The organism is Acinetobacter haemolyticus (assembly GCF_003323815.1).
Lineage (GTDB): Bacteria > Pseudomonadota > Gammaproteobacteria > Pseudomonadales > Moraxellaceae > Acinetobacter > Acinetobacter haemolyticus.
The window spans coordinates 2,633,843-2,657,584 of the sequence record NZ_CP030880.1; the positions used below are offsets into that span (position 1 = coordinate 2,633,843).

Sequence of the window (23,742 nt, forward strand, 5' to 3'; positions counted from 1 at the left end):
TTTCTAAATTTGCTAAAGTAAGTATCTATCATACGTTGAGATCATGATGATGAACACAATAAAGTCCAAAGTTCTTATAGTGTGTAGTTCACTGTTTTTATTGACTACACCGAGTTTAAGTACTGCACAAAGTACTTTGTTTTCTAAGCAGAGTACAGCACAAAAAGAATGGGTTGGACACTCAGCACCAGATTTCAAATTACAAGATCAAAATGGCAAATGGCATACCCTAGATCAATATAAAGGTAAGTGGATCGTACTTTATTTTTATCCCAAAGATGACACAGCTGGATGTACTCAAGAAGCCAATCAATTCAAAGCACTCTACCCTGAGTTTTTACAATCAAACGCTGTTGTACTAGGCGCGAGTTTAGACGATGTTGCTTCACATCAAAAATTTTCAGAAAAGCTAGGCTTACCCTTTCCAATTCTGGCAGATGAAAAAGGAACGCTTGCTGGAAAATTTGGCATCGTGAGAAATCTAGGTATTACTAAAATCGCTAAACGAGAGAGCTTTCTAATTGATCCAAAAGGTGCGGTGATATATCACTATACAAGTGTTAATACACAAACTCATGCTGATCAGGTTCTAAAAGACCTAAAAACCTTGCAAAAAAATAAATCATGATTGTACAAAAAACTCAGCCAAGGCTGAGTTTTTTAAAATATCTTACATTTGAGATTGAATATAATTTTGTAAACCAATTAACTCAATTAATCGCAACTGTTTTTCTAACCAATAGGTGTGATCTTCTTCCGTATCTGAAAGTTGCTGACGCAACATATCTCGGCTAATAAAATCACCTTTCTCTTCACACAACTTAATACCTATCGCTAGTTTCTCACGAACATGATATTCAAGTGCTAAATCTGCTTTTAAACAACTTACAACATCCGTACCAACATTGATGTCTTCGCGGTTCATATTTGGTTTTGCTTCTAAAAAAAGAACACGGCGAATAATCGCATCAGCATGAGATGCTTCTTCTTGCATTTCATGGTCAATACGCTCATAAATCTTGGTTAAACCCCAATCTTCATACATTCTTGAATGAATTAAATATTGATCACGAGCAGCCAATTCACCGCCAATGAGCATATTTAAATAGTCGACGACTTCTGGATTGCCACGCATAATATTTACTCCTATCGATTAACGTTATTATGCGTAAGTTTGAATAAAATTGCAAAAATCAAAAACACGTAAACCCATGATTTTTATAAAATTAAAATGAGAAACATACGCATTTACAGTTCTAATTAATCCAATTTATTGAAATAAAATAAGCGCTTGCAATCAACTCATGTATTCAAATAGCTATGAAAGATCAAAAACCGCTTTATTTTAATTTTTGTAACGGTTAGCAATGCTTCTTATTTAACTCATTTTTCAAGTAAAAAAGGTAAGAAATTCTTTCAACCATTGTGTATTTAGGTAAAATTCGCTAAATAGAATCATTTACAAAAAGCATTATGCGGATATACAAAATGGATAAAAGCAAACCGATTTTAGTTACTGGGGCGACCGGCTATATTGCAGGTTGGATTATTGAACGACTCTTAAATCAGGGATACATCGTTCATGCAACGGTTCGTGATCCATCAAAAAAGGATAAAATCCAACATCTGTACGACATCGCAGAAAAATCTACAGGGCAAATTCATTTTTTTAAAGCAGACCTACTACAAGCTGGCGCTTTTGATGAGTCTATGAAAGGATGTGAAATCGTTATTCATACCGCCTCACCTTTCGTTGTGACCAACTATAAAGATGCGGTCAAAGATATTATTGAACCAGCTGTAATCGGTACTGAGAATGTACTAAACAGCGTCAATCGAACTGAATCAGTCAAACGTGTGGTACTGACATCAAGTATTGCATCAACTTATGGCGATGCGATTGAGATTCTTGATACTAAAAACAATGAATTTGATGAAAGCCACTGGAACAATACCAGCAGTGAAACTCATCAACCTTATCCATTTTCAAAAGTTGCAGCAGAACGTAAAGCCTGGGAAATGGCTGAACAACAAAATCGTTGGGATTTAGTCTGCATTAATCCAGCATTGGTGATGGGACCATCATTAACTGCCAATACACAATCAGGTAGTGTTGAAGTTTTACAGCAATTTGCCAATGGTATGACTTTACTCGGTGTACCGCCCATGTGGAATGGCATCGTTGATGTCCGTGATGTAGCTGATGCGCATATTCAAGCTGCAAGTAACACCAATGCAAAAGGACGCTATATTATCAGTGGTGGAACTTTAAGTTTATTGGAAATGGGGAAAATCTTACGTCAGAATTTTGGCAATCGTTTTCCTTTCCCCCGTAATCAACTCCCAAAATCAGCATTTAAATTATTTGGACCATTCGCTGGATTTTCGAGATCATTCGTTGAACTCAATATGGGTTATCCAATTTATTTTAATGCGCAAAAGAGTCAACAAGAGCTGGGAATACAATACCGAGATATTGAATCTAGCGTCGTTGAACACTTTCAACAATTACTCGATGATGGTGTCGTTAAAAAATATCTTTAACTCATCAAAAAGCCGCTTTTAAAGCGGCTTTTATTTGTTCAAATCTTCAAGTCAATTAGGTTTGATATTGAGCCAAAAAGTCTAAAAATTCTTGCTCATTCATTACTCGAATTTCTAATTTTTGCGCTTTTTCTAATTTACTGCCCGCTTTCTCACCCGCAACTACACATTTGGTTTTACTGGAAACACTGCCACTTACTCGAGCACCCAGCGCTTGAAGACGTTGTGTTGCCTCATCACGCCCCATACTTTCCAATGTTCCTGTGACGACCCAACTCTCACCATTGAGTGGCTGACGAGTCGGTGCTGTCGGTGCATCCCAATGAATGCCAGCTGCCATTAAACGATCTAACACTTCGATGTTATGCGGTGCTTGGAAAAAGTCAGCGATCCATTCAGCGGTAATATCACCGACATCAGGCGTTTTCTTAAGGGACTCAACATCAGCTGCTTTCAAAGCATCCAAGGTCTGAAAGGTATTGGCGAGCATACGTGCAGTCGTTTCACCAACACCACGAATACCCAAACCATAAATAAAACGCGCTAATGTGGTTTTCTTACTTGCTTCAATGGCATCAATCAAGTTCTGAACAGATTTCTCACCCATTTTCTCAATGGTCAGTAACGTCGCCCGATGTTCATGCAGGTGATAAATATCTGCAACGTCTTTCAGTAAATCGAGATGTAACAATGACTCCACCCAACGATCACCCAAACCCTCAATATCTAAGGCCTTACGTGAAACAAAGTGTCGAATGGCTTCAATACGTTGCGCAGCACAATACAAACCACCTGAACAACGTGCTAAAGCTTCGCCTTCTGGCATGACCACTGGCGAATCACATACTGGACAATTCGTAGGGAGATGAACAATCTCCGCATCGGTAGGCCGGAACTCAGCCCAAACTTTCTCAACCTTTGGAATCACATCACCAGTACGATATACACTCACCGTGTCACCAACACGTACATCTAAACGATGAATTTCCCCGATATTGTGTAAAGTCACATTCGAAACAGTTACGCCACCGACAAATACAGGTGCAAGACGAGCAACCGGTGTCAGTGTTCCGGTACGTCCGACTTGCCAATCTATATTTTCGACTTTGGTTAAAGCTGCTTGTGCTGGAAATTTATAAGCAGTTGCCCAGCGTGGTTCACGACTTAAGAAGCCCAATTGTTGTTGCTGTTTCAGGTCATCGACCTTTACCACCATACCATCAATTTCAACATTTAAATCTGGGCGTTCTTGTTGAATCTGCTCATAACGTTGCTGAACTTCTTCAATCGACTCGCAAAGATATTGTCTTTCGGCGATTTCAAAACCAAATTTGGTAAGCCAATGCAAACTGTCATGCATCGTTGCTAAACCATGATGTGGTTGACACTGTGCGATCCCATAAGCATAGAATGCTAAAGGACGTGATGCTGCGATATTAGGATCAAGTTGTCTTAAACTACCAGCTGCAGCGTTTCGGGGGTTCGCAAAAGTTTTTTCACCTTTGGCCGCTTGATCAGCATTAAGCTTTTCAAACCCTTGTTTTGGCATTAATACTTCACCACGCACTTCTAAAAGCTGTGGTATAGCTTGAGATTGACCTGATAGAACTTTCGGCAAATTGCGAATGGTCTTCACGTTCTGAGTAATATCTTCACCAGTTTCACCATCGCCACGCGTCACGCCACGCACCAACACAGCATTTTCATACCAAAGTGAGATCGCTAAACCATCTAGTTTCAGCTCGACTTCATATTGCACTTTCTGATTGGGTAAACGTTCATCTATGCGACGGGCAAAAGCAAATAACTCTTCTTGATTAAAGACATTGCCCAATGACAACATCGGCACTACATGGGTCACACTTTCAAATTTCGACAGTGCTTGACCACCCACTTTATTGGTTGGGGTATCCGCTTGGATGCATTCAGGATATTGTTGTTCTAATGCTTTAAGCTGATGAAATAAATGGTCATATTCACTATCTGAAATTGAAGGTTGATCCATCACATAGTAAGCATGATTGTGTTTTGCAATGAGCTGAATCAATTGACGCATTTGCTCAATCACTGAATTATGTTCCATTTACTTTTCACCATATAAAAGGGCGGAAAAACCGCCCTATAACTTTTCACTCAATTCATTATAAAAGATTAATTAGGTCGCTGCTTGATTTGAACGATAGTCAATCACATGATGACGCCAATGTTCTTTCAATTGCGGTGTAAATTCTAAGTTATTTTCATCATAGACTTTACCATCAACTTCACGCGCTATTAAACCTGCAATACTGGTCATCATGTCATAACCCGTAACAGCTTTGCTATTCGGTAAAGCCAAGAAAAATGCTAAGCCTTGAACTTGTTCACCTGACAATGTTTCCAAATCGAAACCTGCAGGCCCATGATCGGTAATACGTAAGACAGAGAACATTAAAGCACTTGGCTCATCGGTATTTTCATAACGATGGAAGCAAGACATTTCTCCATAGCGTAAACCATATTTGAGTAAAACTTTTAACGCTTTATCACCAGACAAGGCACGGCGAGGATTTGGATAAACATTTAATGCAATAATCTGTTCAGCTGTAGCTAATGCACTTTCATCATCATAACGTTGTTGTTCATGCAAATGTACATCCAGAATATTGCTTTCTCCATCAAATTCAGCGATTTCAACCGTTTCAATATTAGGATTTAAACTCAGCTCTGGTTCAGCTTTAACTTGCTCTGACTGAGTTTCCTCAATGGTTTTATCAGATTCCTCAACCGTCACAACTTGTTCGGTGAGCGATGGGTCAGTTTCTGTCGTTTCCTGTGTCAATTTCTCTTCTTCAGTACCTGTTTCCGAAGTAACTGCAACCTCACTGCTGGTGTCTTCGGCTTTCTCATCTAGCTGTTGTTCGACTTTTTCTTCAACAATCACCTCTTGTTTTGGTGATTCATTGTGCGGTTCGACCTCAACCTCTTCATCATTTAAACGAGGTTCAACACGTGCGCTTGGACTCACTACGTCATTTTGTAGCAGTTGGTCCCGTACATGACGAGGAATTACAGGCTGATTACTTTCAGGATTAATATGTAATTCTGCTTCTAATGAAGGTTCAACTGGTTTTGGTTTTCTTAAAATCATGGTCAAACCAACAAGCATAATCACAACGGCGACAACAATGCCTATTATTGTATTCACTTCCATACTAGGACTCCGCAACTAACCCGTATTCTTTTGCCTGTTCTAAATCAACAGTCACTAATTTTGATGTACCTGGCTCTGGCATGGTTACACCCAACAAATCTGTCGCCATTGTCATTGCCAATTTATTATGTGTAATGTAAATGAATTGCACTTGTTCAGAAAGCTCTTTTACCAAATTACAATACCGCTGCACATTTGCATCATCCAATGGCGCATCGACCTCATCCAAAACACAAAATGGTGCTGGATTTAATCTAAAGATCGCAAAAACCAAAGCTAAAGCAGTTAAAGTCTTTTCTCCACCTGAAAGTAGGGCCAAGGAACTATTCCGCTTACCAGGTGGGCGCGCCATCAACTTTACACCTGATTGCCAATCATCTTCGAGGCTTAGAGTCGCTTCACCACCACCAAACACTTTCGGAAACAACGTTTGTAACTCTTGATTGACCTGATCAAATGTTGTCATAAATAACTTACGTGTTTCCTGATCAATGCTCTTCATCGCGTCTTTGAGTTGGTCTACAGTATTTTGTAAATCCTGCATTTGATGATTAAGCTCATCAAAACGCTGAGAGACTTCCTCATATTCTTGTGAAGCTGCCAAATTCACCGCACCAATTTTTTCAAATTGTTGCTGTGCTTTTTCAAGTTTTTGCTGATGTTCTTTAATTTCAATCGATACATCTTGTAGAACCGCAGCATTTAATTCTTTTAGCTGATCGAGATAGTGCTCCCGATCAGACTTAGCTGCTTGCCAAGCTAAACGCTTTTGCTCCAACTGCTCACGCACTTGTTCATCTTTTTGTTGGGCTTGATGACGTTGCTCAGTCAAATGTTGCTGTTTTTCTTGAACCTGATTCAGCTCAAGCTGCCATTCACTCCAGTTTTTTTGCAATTTTTCTGTTTGTTGAAACTGCTCTTGAAACTGTGACTCTAAATTTGGAAGCTCCAATTGAATCGGATCAACAAATTTCTTTGCCTGCTCTATTTGCTCGATGATCTGTCGATATTGTGTTTTTAAGAAAGAAATATCTTTCTCTAATAATTCAATTTGCTGATTAGCCTGCGAGGTCTGACGGCGTAGTGTCTCACGTTGTTGCTGTTGTTGTGTGAGTTGCTGTTGCTGCTCATCTAACTGTTCATTCAGACTTTCAACCTGAAACTGCAAGGTTTTATAGTTCGGTAAAACCGCTTCTAATTTGAGTGCAAGAGCATGTAGATCAATCTCTAAATCATCACGCTGCATTGCATCTTCTTCGAGTTGCACATCCAACTGTTTAAGTTGATCTGCTAACTGTTGTTGCTGTACCACAAATGCCTGTGCCGTACTTTGTAGCTTGGCAATTTGCACATCGAGTTGTTGTAACTCTTTTTGCTTTTGCTTCAGACTTTGCTGTTGTTGCTCTAAGGTCTGCTGTTGCTGCTGCAAGCTTTGCTGTTGTTGCGAAAATTGATTTTCCAAATCAAGTAACTGTGGCTGCTTTTCTGCAAGTTGTTGTTCAATTTCCTCTAAACGCACTTGATGGCTTAGCACGCCCTGTGCACTTTGACTATCTTCATCATAATGCAGGCCAATCATCCAATCCGCACCAATATGATAACCATCAAGCGTCAGAATTGATTGTGCATGATTAAGATCAGACTGATAACCCAATGCTGTCGTTAAATCATCTGCAACAGCAACATTTGCCCAGAGCGAAGATTGGGGAGCTTCAATAAAATCACTTAAACACCGCAGTTGTTGTATTTGAATCTTTTGCTGCGTAAATGATTTTAACTGACGCGCCACATCTTCTTGGAATGTTTGTCCACTCTCAATCAGTTGTGCTTGCAACCATTTAGCTAAAAATTTCTCAATGATCACAGCATGAGCTTTGCCTTGAGCAGTTAAACGCAAGCTTTGCATCAACCGTACTGCATTCTGATCATGCTTTGGACTTTGCTTTGCAACGAATTGATTTAAGTTTTTTTGTTCAGCCAATAAAACCTGAATCTCTGTTTTTAGGCTTTGTAAATCCGTCTTATTTGACTGTTGCTGATCTTGCTGTGTCTGTACCTCGTACTGTAACTGGTCAATTGCAGCTTCTAACAGAACAATTTCCTGCTGCAATTGTTGCTGTAATTGTTCGAGCTGAGCTTGTTCATCATTCTGAACTTGTGCACGAATCTGACTGGTTTGTGCTTGTAAGGTCTGCTTTTGTTGTTCAAGCCTTAAAACATTTTTCGTCAATTGCTCAATTTGCGCTGCCATTTGCAATTTTTTTTGCTGTTGCTGCTCAACTTGAGTTTTGAGTTGCTCAAATTGCTGTTGGGCTTGTTTTTGCTGGGCTTGAACATCCGTAAAGTTTTGCTCAGATGATTGCGTTTGCTGTTCTAATGCCAGCAATGTTTCATTTTGCTCATCAAACTGAGTGCTAAGCGTTTCTACCTGTAACTCTGATAATTGTAAGCGCTCTTTGGTTTGAAGCTTTTGCTGCTCAAGTTGAGCCAAACTACTACTATTTTGCTGAAATAGACTTTGTTTCTGCTCCAGTGTCATTTTCAGTTCAGCAAGTTTTTTCTCTGCCTGCTGCCATTCCTGCTGCAAAGGCGATGATTGTTGAATTAAACGCTGGAATAATGCACTGGTCGCTTCAAGGTCATGCTCAATCGTATTTGACTCAGAACGAACCAGTTTGAAACGCTCACCAAGATCTGTCATTTCAACTGTATATTCTTGTTGTAACTTGTGACTTTGATTGGCTTGAAAAGAAAGGATTTCAATTTTTAAATGACGAATTTGGCTTTCTAGCGTTTTATATTGAATTGCGGCTTCAGACTGACGTTTTAGCGTTCTTAGCTGTGATTTTAACTCGACAGCGATATCTTCTAAACGTGCTAGATTCTGTTCGGTATGTTCTAAATGCTGTAGCGTCTCACGACGGCGTGCCTGATAGCGGGAAACACCTGCCGCTTCTTCAATAAACACACGCATTTCTTCAGGTTTAGCTTCGACTAGACGGCTAATCATGCCCTGCTCAATCACCGCATAAGAACGCGGTCCTAAGCCTGTACCCAAGAAAATATCGGTAATATCACGACGACGGCACCGTGTACCATTTAAGAAGTATTCCGACTTACCTTCACGCGTCACTTGGCGACGAACAGCAAGCTCATTATAGGCATTATAAGCGCCACCTAATTTGCCATAGGTATTATCAAAACGAAGCTCTACACTGGCCACACCGACAGGCTTACGCTTGGATGTCCCTGTGAAAATAACATCCTGCATACTGCCACCACGCAATTGACGTGCGTTGGACTCGCCCATAACCCAACGAATCGCATCAATGACATTCGACTTTCCACAACCGTTCGGCCCAACAACCGCAGTACGGTTGGCCTTAAAATGTAAAGTGGTACTATCGGCAAAAGATTTAAAGCCTGAAAGTTTTAAACTGCTTAAACGCATACTGCCCTAACTAACGGCGTGAGCGTCTCGCCCAAGCCAATTCAATCTGTTTCATACGTGTCAGAGATTCCAACACAAGGTTACGCAAGTGTCGACAAAAATCTTCCATAAATAAAGCAGCTTGTTGTGATTTTCGGATCAAAATAGCATCAATCACGAGCTTAAATAGCGTAAATGATTCTTGCAGCTCACGACGTGAGGTATTTAAGGTCAAAAAATAACTACGACGTAGAGATGGCAACAGTTCTTTATAGAATTGCATTAAATAAGGATTCGCCACCATGTCATGCTGTTCAGCTAGATAATTAAAAATCGCATCATAAAATTTCTCAATATCTCCAGCTCTTACAAATTCAACCAACTGATCCAACATAACTTGCAATTGTTCAGCTTCGTTGACACGCCATGTCTCACTAATCCGCTGCACAATATGCCCAAGTACCATGACGTTGGTATCAAACAAGGCTTTAACCTGTTGAGCGGACATTTCAGAAACAATCGCACCACGACGTGGGAAAATTTCGATCAGATAAGTACGTTCTAGTAATAATAATGCTTCACGGACAGAACCCCGACTGACATCCAATTCTTTAGCGATACGTAATTCTTGGATGCGTTCACCCTCAACCAACTCACCGCTAATGATTTGTTCACTAATATATTTTGCAATCTGTTCAGAAAGACTATCAGCCTCTTCAAGATTCATGGGCCCCTCGCTATCTTTGTTATACGCATTGTCCAATGCTATTTGCGCTTTTTTGTTTTAACTGATCTCGCGCTATAAATTCTATATCATTGTCTGACAATTTTATTGCTTTTTAAGCCAATCATATGGAAAAAAACCACGCAGCCCCCTGTTTTCAATAAAAACCTTAACTTTTCTACTTTTAATATCAAATATTTATGTATAAATTTTAGCGATCAACCATATATCTGAAACATAAAACCAATAAAGAAATTATTGATGCAAATCACATTAAATAAAATTTAATCTAAACAAGTCACGTAAAACCCATATTCATCTTGGTAATTTCCAATAAGTTAACAAAAGCTGCATTTTTTTAACCAAAGGGCTTAAAAAAGCCCTTTATATACAAAATAACAGCCTACTGTGACTAGCAGTCCTGCAAAACATTTTTTTAACATCGCTGGAGACAAGCGATGTGCCACTCGCGCACCGACTTTCGCTGTAATAAAACTCATTATGCTAATGCCTATAAAAGCATAAATATGAACATAACCAATGGTGTTTGGTACCTCAACCTGTTGCTTTGTGCCAAACCACATAAACCCCACTGCACCAGCAACCGCGATCGGTAAACCACATGCCGCAGAAGTTGCGACTGCTTTTTGCATTACCACACCATATCGATTTAGGAAAGGAACCGTTAAACTGCCACCACCGATACCAAAAATTGCAGATGCGACCCCAATTCCGCCTCCAGCAGCCAATTGAATCGGAGCGGATGGTAAATGGCGATTTGGGTCTACTACACCATGTGCACCTCTAAACATTTTAAATGCCATCCAAATTGCAAATATACCGATCACCAATTGCAAATGCTGACCAGACATAAGATCTGCAATAGCAGCTCCTAAAAATGAACCTAGAACCAAACCTGGTGCCAAATTACGAAAAACCGACCACAAGACTGCCCCTTTTTTATGATGAGCCATCACTGAACTGATCGAAGTCACAATAATCGTCGCCAAAGATGTTCCTACGGCAATATGCATGATGACGTTAGGGTCATAATTTAGTTGAGTGAAAACAATATATAAAATTGGAACAATAATTAATCCACCGCCCACGCCAAATAGCCCTGCGGTAAATCCAGCAATTGCACCAATCAGCAAATATATGATTAACTCCATAAATACATGACCACTCTACTTAAAAATGATGGATGATTTCGTAACACGTCAACTACAGCAATTGCTTAGCGCCAAAGGCCAATTTCCCGAAGTGGTTTTACTCAAAACTACAACCACATCTACCAACGATGATATGCGTGAAATTGCTCAAAAAGGTATAAGCACAGGATTGGTGTGCAGTGAACAACAAACACAAGGTCGCGGTCAACACCAAAGAGCGTGGTCATCACCAGAAGGCAATATTTATTTAAGCACATTGATTCAAAGCCAAACGACCTTGGATGGTCGTCTTGCGCTTGAAGTTGCATTAAATATTTTACAAATGCCAAGTCTGCACAGTTTAAATCTACAAGTAAAATGGCCCAATGATTTATATAGTCCTCAAGGTAAATGGGGCGGAATCTTGGTTGAACCTTTATCAAGCAATCAAGCAATTGTCGGTGTAGGCATTAACCTCAACACACCGCCCGTCGAAAATGCAGATCAAGCGATCACGTCACTGCATATGCTTGGCTTACATCAAATTGATCGACTTACATTGATTGCAGAATTGTATACAGCGATTCAACAAGCAGCTCAATGGTTTGAACATGGCTCTTATAACTTAGCTGAACGCTTCAATCATCATGCGATTTGGATCAACCAACCCGTTGAATTTGAACATACTCAAGGCAAAGTTCAAGGGATTTTTCAAGGGATTTCAAATGATGGTGCTGTCCTTATCCGTACAGATCACACGCAAACTTTTTATCAAGGTCGGTTAAGACTTGCATCGCATTAAGGAATAAAACCACTTATGAAAAGTTTATGGCTAGATATCGGCAATACACGTCTTAAATATTGGATAACTGAAGGTGAGCATGTCATTGAGCATGCCGCTGAACTACATTTACAATCCCCAGCAGATCTACTCTTAGGTTTGATCCAACATTTTCGCTACCAAAACCTCAGTCGTGTCGGAATTTCTTCGGTATTGGACAGTGAGAATAATCAACGTATTCAAAGTATCCTTGATATCCTTGATATACCCGTCATTTTTGCAAAAGTGCATGCAGATTATGCAGGTCTGCAATGTGGTTATGATGTACCAAACCAACTCGGGATTGATCGTTGGTTACAAGTTTTGGCAGTTGCGCATGTAAATGAAAACTATTGTGTAATTGGTTGTGGAACTGCTCTAACAATCGACCTAGTAGAAGGTATGCAGCATCTGGGTGGATATATCTTACCGAACTTATATTTACAACGAGATGCACTCATCCAAAATACCAAAGGCATTAAAATTCCTGATTCTGCTTTTGATAATTTAAAACCCGGACACAACACTGTCGATGCTGTCCATCATGGCATTTTATTGGGACTGATCAGTAGCATTGATCAAATTATGCAGCAATCTCCAAAGAAACTTATTTTAACGGGTGGAGATGCAAATTTATTTGCAAAGTTCCTGAATCATTATCAACCACAAGTTGAACCAGATTTACTTCTAAAAGGCTTACGACAATATGTTCAACTTAGTTCAACTTTGAGTAAGGCTTGAATAATGGGTAAAAGTTGAGGAAATTCTGAATAACCATCTTCTGCACGAAAATGTCCAGCTTGTGCCACTTCGATCAACTGCGCATTGAGTAAATGTGAAAACTTAAAACTAAATGGAACAGGTACTATTGGATTGTTACTCGAAAAAATAACGACTCTACGCTGGATATTTAACCGCAATATTCCAGCATCGATTTTACAGTGATTTATAAATGAATCTAATGCTGGATAATTTGGAATTGACTCATTAAAACCAGCAATAAATATGCCTGCCTTTATCGTTTTTTGTTGCAGTTTTTTCGTCAGATATCGAGCAACCGCTACACAAGAAAGCCCATGCGCCACAACTATACTTTGTTCATCCATTTTTTTTAACTGTGCTTCCAAACAGGTTTGCCAAATCTCAGGATCTGGATGACTCGCATCAGCTAAAAAAATCCGCTCAACAGTAACATTTAGCAGTTTGAGCTGTTGTTCCAACCAAACATACCAGTGCTGATCTGGATCAGCGTTCATACAATGTGCAATATACACCGTATTCATTATATTTTGAGACATATTTGACATTATTATTCAATATAAAACATAGACTTAAAATTAATTTTGCTCCTTTAAAACCAGATTGAATATCGATTTTTTGTATTAATTTTATACAACTCTAATAGATATAGATTAATAAAAAAGGCGCATAACGCGCCTTTTAGAAATCATGGTTCAATTATTTTTTGGAATCATTATTTCCAAATAATGGTCCCATACCACCGCCACCACCAAATTGTTTTTGCATATTGCCTAGTGATTTAAGCATCTTGCTCATACCAGATGGATTGGCGAACTTCTTCATCATTTTCGCCATCTGCGCTTGTTGCTTAATGAGTTTATTCACTTCAGCGACATCCATACCACAACCCGCAGCAATACGCTTTTTACGACTCGGGTTCATCAAGTCAGGATTACGACGTTCTTTAATCGTCATCGACTGGATGATTGCTTCCATACGTTTCACTTGTTTTTCAGGATTTGCTTTTTCAATCGCATCCTGAATGCCAGAGTTACTCATACCTGGGAGCTTATCCAAGAAGCCCATCATGCCGCCCATTTTACTCATTTGCTCAAATTGCATCAGCATATCTTCAAAGTTGAAGGTACCGCCCTTTTGCAATTTCTTCGCCATTTTTTCGGCTTTTTCTTTGTCGATTTTACGTTCAACTTCTTCGACCAAAGAAAGGACGTCACCCATCCCCAAGATACGTTGTGCAACACGGTCTGGATGGAATGGTTCAAGCGCATCTAGTTTCTCACCAATCCCCAAGAACTTGATTGGCTTGCCTGTGATAGCACGAACAGAAAGTGCCGCACCACCACGCGCGTCACCATCAGTTTTGGTCAAGATCACACCCGTTAAAGCCAAAGCATCGTTAAACGCTTTTGCTGTATTGGCAGCATCCTGACCTGTCATCGCATCAACAACAAACAAAGTTTCTGTTGGCTTGACCGCAGCATGTAATTCTTTGATCTCATCCATCATGTCATCATCGACATGGAGACGACCCGCCGTATCGACAATCAAGACATCCGCAAATTGAATCTTCGCTTGTTCAATCGCGCGATTTACAATATCAATTGGTCTTTCAGATGCTTGCGATGGAATAAAACCAACACCGACTTCGTTCGATACGGTTTCTAACTGCTTGATCGCTGCTGGACGATATACGTCAGCAGAAACCGTCATTACTTTTTTCTTTTGGCGTTCTTTTAAGAAGCGTGCCAATTTTGCTGCGGTTGTGGTTTTACCCGCACCTTGCAAACCTGCAAGGAGAACAACGACAGGTGGCTTAGCACTTAAATCTAAAGTTTCATTTGCCTCACCCATCATCTTGGTGAGTTCATCATAGACAATTTTTACAAATGCCTGACCTGGAGAAAGCTGTGTCATGACCTCTTGACCGAGTGCTTCTTCCTTCACCTTCGCGATAAATTCACGAGTTACAGGTAACGCCACATCGGCTTCAAGAAGTGCCATACGTACTTCACGTAGGGTATCTTTAATATTGTCTTCGGTCAGCTGCCCTGAGCCAGTAACATTTCTTAAACTCTGTGTGAGTCGTTCTGTTAAGGTATCAAACATTGCGAAATCCGCTTAAAATGGCTAGTTGCAAAAAAATCTTTCTTAAAATAGAAAATTTATGCATAAGATGCTATAGGATACTGTAGTTCGCAGCGAATTTATATCTTATATGGTGAATATTATTCATCCCCCTAAAAAAGGTTTGACATGATCAGTCTCCCCTTGGTTTACACAATTTTGGCACTTGTGGCTTATACCAGTTCTTTTTGGTATTTGTTTATTCGTCTAATGTCAAAACGTACACCAAATCTTTGGTGTTACGGTCTTCTCGTTGGTTTAGGACTGTTATTACACGGTGTAGTTCTCTATCAAGACATGATGACACCAATGGGCATCAACTATGATGTGTTTAACCTTATCTCGTTCACCTCAGGGCTTATGCTCACCTTGAGTTTAATCCTTAGCCTGATTCGCCCCGTTTTACCTTTAAATCTGATCGGTACGCCCGTTGCTGCATTTGGTTTAATTCTAGGATTTGTATATAGCAAGCCAAATCAATTTATTGAGTTGCATAGTCTTGGATTAGATCTACATATTATCTTATCGCTTTCAGCCTATGCTGTACTTTTAATGGCAACCATTCATGCCGTTCTCTTGTGGTTCCAAGACAGAGAACTGAAAAAAAAGCAAAAAAAACGGATTTGGGTCAATTTACTCCCTCCCTTTCAAGTGATGGAATCATTACTCTTTGATTTAATTATTACAGGATTTGCTCTACTCACTGCCGCCTTATTATTTGGCTTCTTTACCATTGATAATTTCTTTGCCCAACACCTTGCGCATAAAACTGCGTTTAGCATAATTTCGTGGTTTTTATATGGTGCTTTGTTGATTGGACATTACAAATTTGGTTGGCGTGGACGCAAAGCGATTCGTTTTACAATTACAGGTTTTATCTTGCTCGCGATTGGTTTTATTGGCAGTAAATTTGTACTCGAAATGATCTTAGGACGCTAAGTATTCCATATGTGAATAAACACTAGACAGCGTTTCTTAAAATGCGTATAACGCTGTTTTCGCTTAACTAGGTAACCACCGTGAAACTTGTACTTGCCCCAATGGAAGGTCTAACTGATCCAATCATGCGTGATGTTCTCACTCATGTGGGCAGCTTTGATTGGTGCGTGACCGAGTTTATTCGTATTACTGACAGTATTCTACCAGACCATATTTATTATAACTTTTGTCCTGAACTACGAACGGATGGCAAAACTGCTGCGGGTACACCTGTCCACGTTCAGTTTCTAGGAAATAATCCCGATATGCTGGCAGCGAATGCAGCTAAAGTTGTTGAACTTGGCGCGCCAGCAATTGATCTCAATTTTGGTTGTCCAGCCAAAACGGTCAACCGTCATCGTGGTGGTTCAGTGCTACTCGATGAACCTGAAACTGTTCATTTATTAGTGAAAGCAGTACGTGATGCTGTACCTTCTCACATCCCTGTTTCAGCCAAAATGCGTTTAGGTTATCTGGATGAAAATCATACGATGGAAAATGCTCATGCCATTGAAGATGCAGGTGCTAGTTGGTTAACCGTACATGCAAGAACCAAAGCCGATGGTTATACTCCGCCCGCATATTGGGAAAAAATCCAACCGATCACTGAAGCATTAAAAATCAATGTGATTGCCAATGGTGAAATTTGGAACAATACTGATGCTAAGGCATGTCTGACCCAATCTCACTGTACAGATCTTATGATTGGTCGTGGTGCTGTGACCACCCCAGATTTAACCCAGTGTATCCGCCAAAATGTTGATCATGCTTTATTAAGTTGGCAAGATTTGGTTGAATTACAACATCGTTTTTTAAGTGGTCAATTTAAAACTGAAATTGGCATGATTGGTCGTTATAAACAATGGTTAGGTATGATGACCAAGGCATACCCTGAGGCACAAGAACTTTGGGGACAAGTGAAGCGAATGAAACAACTGGAAGAAATTTTAAAGGGCTTTGTTGCATAAATAAATTTCATCCCCATACATGTTAGATGAATACAGAATCAAAAAGCCGATACAAAACAACGAACTGGTCTGAGTACAATCAGGCTTTACGTCAACGGGGTGCTTTCACCATTTGGTTTGATCCCCAAATGCAATGGTCTGCAACACCTACTGGAAAAAAAGGACGTCAACCTACCTACACTGATATAGCAATTCAATTTGCCCTCACGATACGAAACCTGTTCCAACTGGCTTTACGCCAAACACAAGGTTTCATTCAAAGCCTTTTTCAAATGGCTCACCTCGACTGGAATGTTCCAGACTTCTCAACATTGAGTCGGCGAGCAGATAAGCTCCAGCCACTTCTACATAAATCAGCAAAAAATCCACAGGAAGACTTGCATATTTTAGTTGATAGCACAGGGATCAAAGTTACAGGTGATGGGGAATGGGTGCGTAAAAAACATGGCGTAAACCAACATCGTCAATGGCTGAAATTACATCTTGCGACAGATGCAAACAGTGGAGAAATACAAGCGGTTGAAGTCACGACCTGCCAATATGGTGATGCTGAAATCCTCCAACCTCTTTTAGATCAAATTGATGAACCCATTGCATCTGTCACGGCTGATGGTGCTTATGACACAGTGAATTGTTATGATGCGATTTTAAAACGGCAAGCAAATGTAATTATCCCTCCTCGTTCCAATGCTGCTTTATGGGCAGAAAATGAAATTGGTAAAGCAAGGAATCATGCAGTACAAGGCTGTTGGGACAAGGGTCAAAAGCAGTGGAAACGAGATATTGGTTATCATCGACGATCCCGAATAGAGGCTAAAATGTTTGCCTTGAAACGACTTGGACAAGGTGTATCTAGTCGATGCTTTAATCGTCAGGTGGTTGACTTGCAAATAAGAGTCGATATTTTGAATAAATTTACTCAACTTGGTACAGCTAAAACGGTGGCTGTTGCATAAATATCTGAAGATTAGAACAACTCTATCTTTCGTCTATTTGTGCAACAAAGCCATTTTAAAGTATCTAACAACCTAGTTTTTCTCAAAAAAAAGGAGCTAATATTATTAACTCCTTTAAAAAAAATATAATTTATGAATAAGAAAAATATATTTAAAATAATGTTAAGTTATAAGCCTTTTACAGTCATTTTAAAGTTATCAATTGTTGCTTCTCTCATACCAATATTTCCTATCGAACCATTTTGTAATCCATTAAAAATGTTTGCATCAAAACTACCAACAGGAATATTATTTCCCATTTTGACATTTTTAATAGTTAAATCAATAGGATCTGTAACGCCTACATTCCCAAAAACTAAACTACTATCATTGATATTTGCATAGAAATTATTTAATCCGAAACCTGTTGCATTACTTGCTTTAAGCTGAAAATCTCCACCTAAACCTATTGGTGCGGTTGCTGAATTTCCTGATATTGTATAATCAGAGACCAATAAAAAGTTACAGCCATCACCTGTACCACAAATCGAATCAATTGCACCACCAAACCGAATCATATTACCTTGTGGCGCAGCACCTAATTGAATATTCATAGTTGGGGTTTGATTTTCTGTAAAAATAATATCTATATTATTATCTGTTATTCCATCATTTTTTTTCATTGGAATACGTAATAGCTCTTTTACTCCACCCTTTGCTAAAGTCCCAGAAGAAAAAATTGAATTGGGTGTATATGTATTTGTGAGTGGATTGACCGTTGATAGCGCATTATTCGTATCCGATGCCATATAAATAGATAAAGGAGAAATGCGAATTCCTCTTAGAGAGCCGAATGACACAGCGATATTCGCAAATGCACCACCATTTGCTATGTTACCAGCATCACTATCTATGCGAGCCATCATTTGCAAATTTGTTGTACTAGTTGGTGTGCTTAAACCACTAACCTCAACAGGCGTTACTGTTGTTTGTCCAGCCACACCAGCAATAACTAAAGCACCTCGTGGTTTTTGAGGTTCGCCAAACTTCGCAAGTCCGTCTGTATCAATTACAGCCAATTGGTTAAATTGTATTTTAGGTATTTGAGCGCCGATACTTAAGCCATCTTGACCCGTTGTAGTTGATAAGCTTTGGTCATCCATAGGCTGCATTGCCATTGTTAACGGACTTAACAATAACAGCGAAATACATCCTAGATTTTTATTTTTATTCATTGCCCTAATCCATAGACAAATGGTTAAAATACAAACATAAAAATAACACAGTTTAATTGATCGGGCCAATAATATTGCCTAATTCCGATCAATTAAACCAACTGAAGTTTAACAGAATGTTAAATCACCATAACAGTTACGATAAGGTGCTGGCAAGCCAACAATGTTTCCTGCAGCAGCAGAACCACCTAAAATAGTTGAAGTAAACATATCTAGTGGTTGTTTAATATCTAGTGTAAATGCCGCTGGCAAATACATAGCCCAACCTCGAGGCATAGCAACAGGCGTAGTAGTTGCTTGTTTGTTTGCATTATATTCTACATAACCAGGATAGAATAAAGCTTCCTTTTGCAAGGTAATACCAAATGCAGGGGAATCAATATCTAATGAACCTACATTACTAAGGTTATATTTTAAATCAAAATTTGATAATTGAGAGGTTGAAATACCCAAACCACTCGCTAACTGTTCTTTGACTTTTGCTTTCACATCATTCTTTAGAGCTGGGAACAAAGCTTCAGTAATGAAATCAGGAATCCACGTAGAAGTTGTAATATTGTTAACAGAATCAACAACTTCATCAACCACACTAGCCAAATTAGCATTACGAATAAAAGCAGAACCAAAACGATTACCAGCGCCTGATACCGCCCATTGCCGCTCTACATCGCTCGATAAATTTGCGAGTACTTCCTTACCTTGCACTTTAATACCTAAAATATTTACAATGTCCCAGTTACTTAACCCAAGCGTTCCTGTTGCACATCTAAGTCCGCTGCCAGAAGTTCCACCTCCTGTACAGGTGCCAGGTCCAGGTCCAGGCCAATTTGGATCTGGATAAATCGGAAATGCTGTACTTCGCTCTCCAGCGCTATCAATATAATCCGAATCTTTCGTAAAAGCTAAATTATTCTTTTTCTGCATTGTAATATCAGCAGTTCCAGACAGATAACCAGAGAAAGTTATAATATCATTAAAACTCATCGGTCCTTTTGCATGAGCAGCACCGATACGCAACCCGACTACTTCCCGTGTTGAAGCGCTTTCAGGATTACGTATGGCAAACTGATAAAAAGGGTTGGTAAGTACAAAATCTTTTAATTGCTGTTGATTACTAAGTACATCAGCTACTGTGCTACTGCTCGTTGTATGTCTCGCGGTATTAGATGCACTACCAACAGTTGTTGTAGGTAAAGAAATACAAGTTCCACTTGCATTCGCAATACAACCTAGAGAAAAATTCTGGATTTCAACATCACAACCATTTGCACCATTTACTCCACCACAACCTAATTGTAAATTTCTAATATTAGCATTCAAACTGACTTCAGCCTCCATCCCCAATGTATAGAAACCGATATTACCGTTGCTACTATTATAATAGTTGGTTGAGTCACCAGGTCTAAGGTATTGTAGATTGAACAACGCTTGACCTTGTGTCTGTGAAAGCTCCTCATCATTTAAACTAACTAGATTCGAATGCTCTGGGAGCTTTATTAAGCCTGTATCAGATTTAATCATCTTGTCATGGGATATCGTTTTTGCCGCCACAGCCGTAGTGATGAATCCACACATAGTAGCTGAAACTAATATTGCTAAATATTTCATCTTGTTACTCCATTTTCCTAGCGTGGCACAATATTAAAACGACTATTCAGAGTACCGCCTGTAAATACCATTTCACCCAAACGCTGAGCAGTACCTGTTGCAGGGTAAAAATTTACATCTTTTATTTGTAAAACGTTTTCTTTCATTCCTTCTGGATTAATTCTCAAGCCAGTATTAAAACCGACCATACCTTCCCCCATACTATTAGGGGCAATTACAATCGCATTATTAAACTGCAAACTTCCCGATATATTATCTAGCCCTAAAATAGAACCATCTGCAGGATCACTAATTTGAATCGTGTTTTTGCTATTTGCATTTAATTTAAGATCACCAACAATACTTAAACGATTGCCTAATCCATTTGATTTATATTGACTATTTGGAATCAATGAAAGGTTCATTTCTCCCCCCAAGCGCAGTTTCACCCCCATTAATACATCTTCAGACCTAGCGAAATTATCTAATGGAGCAGTACATAAGGCACCTGCGGGACAAGTTCTATAATCCGCGCCTGGTAAGTAACCAGCTGCGATCTCACCAGCCATAACAATTAACATGTCTTTTAGGCTCATGTTAAAGCTACCATTTTCCAAACCGACAGAACCAGCACCTTTTAGCAACATGTCTATATTACGAATTCCCATGTAATAATCTGTTGGCTTATTTACTCGAGGGTTATTTGCACCGTCAATTACTAAAATAGATGTCGTTTTATTGCCAATATTTACGCCAGTAGCAGTTTTATCAATCCCCTCTGTGCTCATTGCAAGAGAAAATCCTAGACGCTGAGTAGTTCCTGCGCTTGCAACAACATTACGTTTAGATTGAAATTTAAGCTCGGTGATTGGATCATTTTCTATAGTAAAATAATAGGCATTGTCTGCTGCTACTTCCGTTCCATACATACCAATATTTGCATTCATATTATAAAATGGTAACGCTAAACCCCAAGAATTATTAACACCTGCATTGGCACCAGTAATTTGTGGAACAACAATAGAGCCATCCGTAGCACTATTCGTAAAACGGCCCTGTCTAGAAACAGCTTGAAACTCTGCTCCGCGTATCGCCATCACGATGCTGTATGGGTTTGCACCTGTGAACTTATGTATATCCTGTTGATAATCAGCATTACTAGTAAGTTTTTCATTATTTAATCCACCAAAACGGCTATTTTGAAAAGTATAATTCGTAGGCAACGTCAAGGTTTTCGTATCAACTAAATTGACATAGATATTGCCACTATCAAAATAAGCACGATTAGTAGAACCAGACTGTAAAGCAGATAAATTGCCAAATTCAAAACCATAAGTGTTTAAACCAGCACCACCAATTTCTAATTTAGTGGGATCGCCACCCGAACCATCGTTTGAATTGGTAAACTCCCCACGCATACGGAAGCCAATACCTGTATCGCCTATTACTGTATTTTTAAGATTTGTATTGACTGATGAAGAGTTTGCTAATCCTAAGATATTATCGTTAACAGTTTCGTCCGCTTTTATCCCTCTTAATTGAAGAAATCCATTAACCATACGACCACTTGCGCCAACACGAATCAGACCAGTAGCGCCTGCTGGATTATTATTACTATCTAATCCATAAAGATTATCTACAGCTGTATTGGACTTGAGCATCAGTTCTAAATTTACACCAGCATTGCTTGGCTTACCAAGCACTGGATAACTTCCTAATGTTACTCCTGAAGCACTAAATGCTCCTGAATCTACTACTCGATTAAAATCTACGTAGCCTTGAGAACCCGTTTCTAGATATAAACCTTTAACAGGATCGACATACATTTTGCCCTTGGCATTAAAATTGAAATTAAAATTCTTTAGAACCAGTTGATTTAGCCCTGAAATACCAGTTTGAGTTTGTCCCAAATAAATATTCGTATTCTTTAGCCCCAAAGACATTTCTGCCATACCATCTTTACTAAATAAACCATCAGTCGTTTTAAAATGCAAATCTATCGGGGTCGTCGAATGAATACCCAGTTTTCCCAAGGATTTGTCATTAGCTGTACACCCAAGATTTGAGCAAATTGTGAAACTATCTACTGTGATTAATGAGTGATTTGTCTGAATATTTAAATCAATGCCTGTGCTTGAGCCCTCTCCACCTACATTAATTTCATATTTTGTACCCAAAGGTATACCATCATTTATATTGCTATCTCTTATCTGCACGTTATTTGCAGAGGCACGCAAAGTTTGTTGACCTACTATTGTGGATGGATTTCCTGTTTTATCTTCCCAATACAATTCTTTTATATCTATACCCGTCGTACCAGCAGCATTACCATATGTTGTGTGAATACTTAAACCATCCTGACCATTAACAGTACGTAAATCATGATCATCCAAAACTTGTAAAGCATCAATGGACTGAGAAAGTATCATTAGACTGGCAGAAAGTGCGCTAAGTGCAAAATAGCGTTGTTTATGTGGCTGAACATTCCTTTTCATTTTCTAGTCCTTTATCCTTATTTGTTATATTCACATAACTGATCAACAACGAGGGTGAGAACCATCGCAACCAAAAATCTTAACAGTGCCAGTTAATGACAAGTTGCCATTCATTTGCATACCTGTAAAGCCAATTTCACGCCCATGATCAAATGAAGTTGGACCATAACCCGAAGGAGCTCCTGAGCTATAGTCATATTTACCATTTGTAAATTTGTTTAATCCACTTCCACCATTATAATTATTAGCCAACCAGTAGCCTGGAGTATCATCTTTATCCGTTTCAATAGAAAGTGCATCAAAACCAAAATTCCTAATTAAGATAGGTAATTCAGGATCATAACTGAGCTGAATCGCTGGTTTTACAATGGTTGTATTGCCATTATTATATGTCAAATCAGCGCCATCTAAACCAACTTTTTGAATATCAATAGTACCTTGTATACCTTTAAATACTAACCAAAGTTTATTACCTGTTGGCACACCATTTGTTATTTCAATACCATTTTTATTATAAGCTTTACCTGTTACACGATCTATATAATCACCATTGTCATAGCGGTTATTGAAAGAAATTGCTAGACGACACTGCTCCACATTTGTTTTACAAAAATTAGAAAGCAGATTTGTACTTGCTCCATTATCACTCATACCATGATTAAGACTTAAACTTAGTGAAAGATCTGCCCCCCCTTGACCTTGCACTTTTTGCAGAGCATCATTATCTAATGCCTCTAAACCTGCGTAGCCCATACCACTGTACAATAAAGCAGAAACCATTATTATTTTTTTCACA

Annotated in this window: 19 protein-coding genes; 7 read left to right on the forward strand and 12 right to left on the reverse strand. The window is 39.1% G+C overall.

The features are described from left to right. Window positions 1–46 precede the first annotated feature (46 nt). Complete coding sequence (locus DS737_RS12105) at window positions 47–628, forward strand: peroxiredoxin (RefSeq protein WP_005091507.1); 582 nt, start codon at window positions 47–49, stop codon at window positions 626–628. Window positions 629–670: 42 nt separating this feature from the next. Here the strand turns inward: DS737_RS12105 and ftn are convergent, their stop codons facing one another. Beyond that, the gene (gene ftn, locus DS737_RS12110) at window positions 671–1,135 is read right to left on the reverse strand and encodes a heteropolymeric bacterioferritin subunit Ftn (RefSeq protein ID WP_004638102.1); all 465 of its coding nucleotides are present in this window, start codon (window positions 1,133–1,135) and stop codon (window positions 671–673) included. Between the two features lie 353 nt (window positions 1,136–1,488). On the opposite strand from ftn, the gene DS737_RS12115 reads away from it, so the two are divergent. Beyond that, entirely contained in the window at window positions 1,489–2,544 is a 1,056-nt protein-coding gene (locus DS737_RS12115) for an SDR family oxidoreductase (protein ID WP_113997633.1), read from the forward strand. Window positions 2,545–2,599: 55 nt separating this feature from the next. On the opposite strand, the gene ligA is transcribed toward DS737_RS12115, so the two are convergent. From ligA to DS737_RS12140, 5 genes are all read right to left on the reverse strand, one after another. Beyond that, window positions 2,600–4,627 carry an NAD-dependent DNA ligase LigA gene (gene ligA, locus DS737_RS12120; protein WP_113997634.1) on the reverse strand — a complete coding sequence of 676 codons (2,028 nt, stop codon included), beginning with the start codon at window positions 4,625–4,627 and terminating at the stop codon, window positions 2,600–2,602. Window positions 4,628–4,699: 72 nt separating this feature from the next. After that, complete coding sequence (locus DS737_RS12125; RefSeq protein ID WP_113997635.1) at window positions 4,700–5,737, reverse strand: cell division protein ZipA C-terminal FtsZ-binding domain-containing protein; 1,038 nt, start codon at window positions 5,735–5,737, stop codon at window positions 4,700–4,702. A 1-nt stretch (window position 5,738) separates the two neighbouring features. Then, window positions 5,739–9,188: a chromosome segregation protein SMC gene (smc, locus tag DS737_RS12130; RefSeq protein ID WP_113997636.1), complete on the reverse strand. Its 3,450-nt coding sequence runs from the start codon at window positions 9,186–9,188 to the stop codon at window positions 5,739–5,741. 10 nt (window positions 9,189–9,198) lie between these two features. After that, window positions 9,199–9,894: a GntR family transcriptional regulator gene (locus tag DS737_RS12135; RefSeq protein ID WP_005081419.1), complete on the reverse strand. Its 696-nt coding sequence runs from the start codon at window positions 9,892–9,894 to the stop codon at window positions 9,199–9,201. Between the two features lie 368 nt (window positions 9,895–10,262). Beyond that, on the reverse strand, window positions 10,263–11,063 hold the full coding sequence (locus DS737_RS12140) for a sulfite exporter TauE/SafE family protein (RefSeq protein ID WP_113997637.1): 801 nt from the start codon (window positions 11,061–11,063) through the stop codon (window positions 10,263–10,265). A gap of 25 nt (window positions 11,064–11,088) precedes the next feature. Between DS737_RS12140 and DS737_RS12145 the strand changes: the two genes are divergently transcribed. Beyond that, window positions 11,089–11,844: a biotin--[acetyl-CoA-carboxylase] ligase gene (locus DS737_RS12145; protein ID WP_113997638.1), complete on the forward strand. Its 756-nt coding sequence runs from the start codon at window positions 11,089–11,091 to the stop codon at window positions 11,842–11,844. 15 nt (window positions 11,845–11,859) lie between these two features. After that, a complete protein-coding gene (locus DS737_RS12150) occupies window positions 11,860–12,603 on the forward strand; it encodes a pantothenate kinase (RefSeq protein WP_075316050.1) in 744 nt (247 codons plus the stop codon). Here DS737_RS12150 and DS737_RS12155 read toward each other — a convergent pair. Together DS737_RS12155 and ffh are read right to left on the reverse strand one after the other, a co-directional pair. Beyond that, window positions 12,573–13,160 (reverse strand): RBBP9/YdeN family alpha/beta hydrolase, encoded by a 588-nt coding sequence (locus DS737_RS12155; protein WP_004638091.1) that lies wholly within the window; start codon window positions 13,158–13,160, stop codon window positions 12,573–12,575. The two genes, DS737_RS12150 and DS737_RS12155, sit on opposite strands and share 31 nt — an antisense overlap. Before the next feature lie 160 nt (window positions 13,161–13,320). Beyond that, on the reverse strand, window positions 13,321–14,730 hold the full coding sequence (ffh, locus tag DS737_RS12160) for a signal recognition particle protein (RefSeq protein WP_004638090.1): 1,410 nt from the start codon (window positions 14,728–14,730) through the stop codon (window positions 13,321–13,323). Window positions 14,731–14,877: 147 nt separating this feature from the next. On the opposite strand from ffh, the gene DS737_RS12165 reads away from it, so the two are divergent. The 3 genes from DS737_RS12165 to DS737_RS12175 all read left to right on the forward strand — a co-directional run bounded on the left by DS737_RS12165 (window position 14,878) and on the right by DS737_RS12175 (window position 17,650). Beyond that, window positions 14,878–15,687 carry a cytochrome C assembly family protein gene (locus DS737_RS12165; protein WP_004761875.1) on the forward strand — a complete coding sequence of 270 codons (810 nt, stop codon included), beginning with the start codon at window positions 14,878–14,880 and terminating at the stop codon, window positions 15,685–15,687. Window positions 15,688–15,767: 80 nt separating this feature from the next. Further along, window positions 15,768–16,694 (forward strand): tRNA dihydrouridine synthase, encoded by a 927-nt coding sequence (locus tag DS737_RS12170; RefSeq protein WP_113997639.1) that lies wholly within the window; start codon window positions 15,768–15,770, stop codon window positions 16,692–16,694. Window positions 16,695–16,720: 26 nt separating this feature from the next. Continuing rightward, a complete protein-coding gene (locus DS737_RS12175) occupies window positions 16,721–17,650 on the forward strand; it encodes an IS5-like element ISAba10 family transposase (protein ID WP_005274609.1) in 930 nt (309 codons plus the stop codon). 167 nt (window positions 17,651–17,817) lie between these two features. Here DS737_RS12175 and DS737_RS12180 read toward each other — a convergent pair whose 3' ends face one another. The 4 genes from DS737_RS12180 to DS737_RS12195 form a co-directional block, all read right to left on the reverse strand. Beyond that, the gene (locus tag DS737_RS12180) at window positions 17,818–18,864 is read right to left on the reverse strand and encodes a DUF6160 family protein (RefSeq protein WP_113997640.1); all 1,047 of its coding nucleotides are present in this window, start codon (window positions 18,862–18,864) and stop codon (window positions 17,818–17,820) included. A gap of 108 nt (window positions 18,865–18,972) precedes the next feature. Continuing rightward, complete coding sequence (locus DS737_RS12185; RefSeq protein WP_157786582.1) at window positions 18,973–20,385, reverse strand: hypothetical protein; 1,413 nt, start codon at window positions 20,383–20,385, stop codon at window positions 18,973–18,975. A gap of 104 nt (window positions 20,386–20,489) precedes the next feature. Further along, on the reverse strand, window positions 20,490–22,946 hold the full coding sequence (locus DS737_RS12190; RefSeq protein ID WP_017394973.1) for a hypothetical protein: 2,457 nt from the start codon (window positions 22,944–22,946) through the stop codon (window positions 20,490–20,492). Window positions 22,947–22,988: 42 nt separating this feature from the next. Next, window positions 22,989–23,741 (reverse strand): hypothetical protein, encoded by a 753-nt coding sequence (locus tag DS737_RS12195; protein ID WP_026070326.1) that lies wholly within the window; start codon window positions 23,739–23,741, stop codon window positions 22,989–22,991. Window position 23,742 lies beyond the last annotated feature (1 nt).